Origin of the sequence: Belnapia mucosa (genome assembly GCF_016775475.1) — a bacterium.
Classification (GTDB): domain Bacteria; phylum Pseudomonadota; class Alphaproteobacteria; order Acetobacterales; family Acetobacteraceae; genus Belnapia; species Belnapia mucosa.
Map to the genome: position 1 here is coordinate 1 of NZ_JAEUXJ010000063.1, position 2,658 is coordinate 2,658.

Sequence of the window (2,658 nt, forward strand, 5' to 3'; positions counted from 1 at the left end):
CCAGCCAGCAGGGTGAATCAAATTTCGAGGCCGAGAGGAATCCCCAATGACTCCGATCGGTCAGATTTTGCTCTAGTAGACCCCGCGCGGCAAGACGCCGGCTGCTGTAGCGGCCACCTAGACGCCTCAGCTCTGCCAGGGGAACGGGCTGCGCCACCCATAGCCCGGAGCGCCGAGTGCCCCAAGCTGGGGCGCACCGATTTGGCCTGGACCGCCGGTATTCCCGTTGCCGGAAGGCGGCGTGCCTGGAGCATTCGTCTGCGACAGGTCGGCACCAATTGCGGTGAGACCCGCCGAGGTCCCGGCGTAGCCTTGCGGTGGTCTTGAAAGCATACCGGCCGCCGAGCCGGCACCCCCAGCGAGGTTCATGCCGGCCCCCGCGCGCTGGAGGCCAAACTGGTCAGTCGCCTAGACCGCACCGAAAGTCGTGTCGCACATCAGTTAACCACTCTCGCTTCCTCATGCTCGCGCCTCCAGGTCGCCGCTTCGGCCCGCGAGAGCTTGAGGAGATTCGGGCGGCTGAGGTCCAGTGCGTTTCCGTTGCGGTATACGACTACCTCGCCGGGATCGGCGTCCAGCAGGAGCCGACCAAGCGTCGCGTTGCCGTGACTTCTCGGTTGCTGGGCGGCTCCCCGGAGCGCCGCGCGACCCGCCCGGACGTAGTCCCGGCCCGTGCCATTGCTGACCAAGGACCAAGCGGAGCCATACTTGGCGCTTGCTACATCCCAGTCCTCTGCGTCGAGTATCATTTGCTTACCCGCACCATAGGCGCCGGACAGGCCGACTTCGACCATCGGCTTATCATCGCGCAAGAAGCGGCGGACGGTTGGCTTGGGATTTAGCGGGGTCGGGGGCACTATGCGACGCGGCGGGCGCGACGGGGCTGCGTCGTCCGGGGACGACTGCGGAGTGACGATGTGCATGGGAAGCCTGGGGTATGGGCGGCAGCTCGGGTATGAGCTAGCTCGCGGGTTGCTGGCGAATGAAGGCGACAAACTTGTGGGCTTGGTGCCTTCATAGAGGGCCGTAGGTCCGCTCACTTAAGCAGCGCGCGGGTGTGGTGCCCCTAAGCCTGTCCGCCTCGCCGTCTAGCCCGCGCGCTGCACCTCTAAGCCAGGCGCAACCCCGATCACGCGGCCGAACTCTTCCCTCAACACGACCTCTGCGATCTCCGCCGCAGAGCAGGGGACGATAAGCGCATCGTGCACAGGCAGGGCCAGCACCCTGTGCGCGTCGCGGAGCCGTTCCATGGCTCCCGTCACGGCCGTCGCCTCCAGGGCCATAAGGTAATGCGGGAGGATGGAGCGGCGACCTCCGAGGCGCTCGGCGAGGGCATCCGGGACGCTTGCCGCCGGGTCGCGCATTGCGGGATGGAGGGCGATTAGGGCGGCTCCCACCGCTTCCGCGTCGAACGCCAGGCAGGCCCTCGGCGCTCCCGACGACCAGCGGCGAACCGGCGACCCCTTACCGAGCGTCGCCGTGACCCACGATTTGACGACGGCTCGCGGGATGCCCGGCACGTCGTAGGGGTCTTCGTGGGCCGACAACGCCTGGTTTGCCAGCGCGAGGAGGATTGTCAGATGGGCAGCCTTGGCGTCGATCTCTGCGACCGGCTCGCCGCCGATGCGTAGGAGCCTTAGCCGCTCGGCCTCGGGCATCATCTGATACGAGCCCTCGCCGGCTGCATACCACCTCCCATGTAGCTCCCACGCGCCGTGGAAGACCCGCCGAAAGCGCGGCGGCGTGCAGCCCTCAACGATGGTCTCGGCGGCGAACGCGTTGTGCGCTTGGACCCCTGCGCGGAGCTGGGCCGCCTCCGGGTCAGCAAGGCTGGCGGACAGATGAGTTCCGACCGAACGGGAGTAATCGAGCCGAAGGGGTAGCACCTCGACAGGATGCCGTATGGTTGGTGGCTTGGTCGGTGCTTCCGTCCGAAAATGCTCGCGCAGGCCATCTCATCCGACGCCATGCCGCAGCGCCAGCGCAAGGAGCTTGTCGGTGGGCCAGTATCGCGCGGCTCGGCGCTCCCACCCGGGGGTTCCGTCGAAGCCCGGCGACGTGAACGAGATACCGCTGGCTTGGCCAATAAAGCCGAGGGCGACCAGCGCCTCCATCGTCGGGACAAACTGTCGACGGCCGACAGGCGCTCCCGTGAATCCGTCGTTCCTTAGCGACCGAAAGGCCAAGCTCGGCTCCTCGCTGCCCCAGCGACGCAGGAGACCAGCGACCGCGGCGCCCACCGTCTTGCTGAGCTTGGCGGCCCCTGCCGACCGCCTTGCGTTGTCCCGCTCGGCGTCGACCAGGGGTGCGACTAGGGCGGTAAGGTGGCCCACCAGGGCAATCGCTTCGGGGGTCGCCGCGATGCCCGTCAGGGTAAGGTGCCGCGCCGCGGCTAGCTGGGTCGCCGAGGGCGCGCTTGGCGGCGGCTCGAAATGGGCGAGGTCGGTGAGCATCACTTTTGGTCCTCGTTACCCTCCTTGGGCCGCCCCGCTAAGTCTGCGCTGCACGATGGTCTTGGCGACCTCCACCAGACCCAAGCGGTGATCCGTCCGACATTTTCTTTTTCATGAAGCGTTCTCTTAGTGTCCATCCGGGAACAGACCGAGTCATTTGAATCGCTTGTGATTGGCTCCCGGCGGCGGGCGCAGGAAGAAAGGC

The 2,658-nt window shown here is 66.8% G+C and carries 3 protein-coding genes; all 3 read right to left on the reverse strand.

Annotated features, from left to right (window positions below; all coding sequences use genetic code 11):
* Nucleotides 1-437: 437 nt before the first annotated feature.
* Nucleotides 438-794: a hypothetical protein gene (locus JMJ55_RS30320; protein WP_202829329.1), complete on the reverse strand. Its 357-nt coding sequence runs from the start codon at nucleotides 792-794 to the stop codon at nucleotides 438-440.
* A gap of 294 nt (nucleotides 795-1,088) precedes the next feature.
* Entirely contained in the window at nucleotides 1,089-1,886 is a 798-nt protein-coding gene (locus JMJ55_RS30325) for a hypothetical protein (protein ID WP_202829330.1), read from the reverse strand.
* Between the two features lie 69 nt (nucleotides 1,887-1,955).
* Nucleotides 1,956-2,453: a hypothetical protein gene (locus tag JMJ55_RS30330; protein WP_202829331.1), complete on the reverse strand. Its 498-nt coding sequence runs from the start codon at nucleotides 2,451-2,453 to the stop codon at nucleotides 1,956-1,958.
* Nucleotides 2,454-2,658 lie beyond the last annotated feature (205 nt).

Coding starts and splice junctions, on each gene's coding strand:
- JMJ55_RS30320 (WP_202829329.1), bottom strand. CDS start 794: ATGGTCGAAGTCGGCCTGTCCGGCGCCTATGGTGCGGGTAAGCAAATG.
- JMJ55_RS30330 (WP_202829331.1), bottom strand. CDS start 2,453: ATGCTCACCGACCTCGCCCATTTCGAGCCGCCGCCAAGCGCGCCCTCG.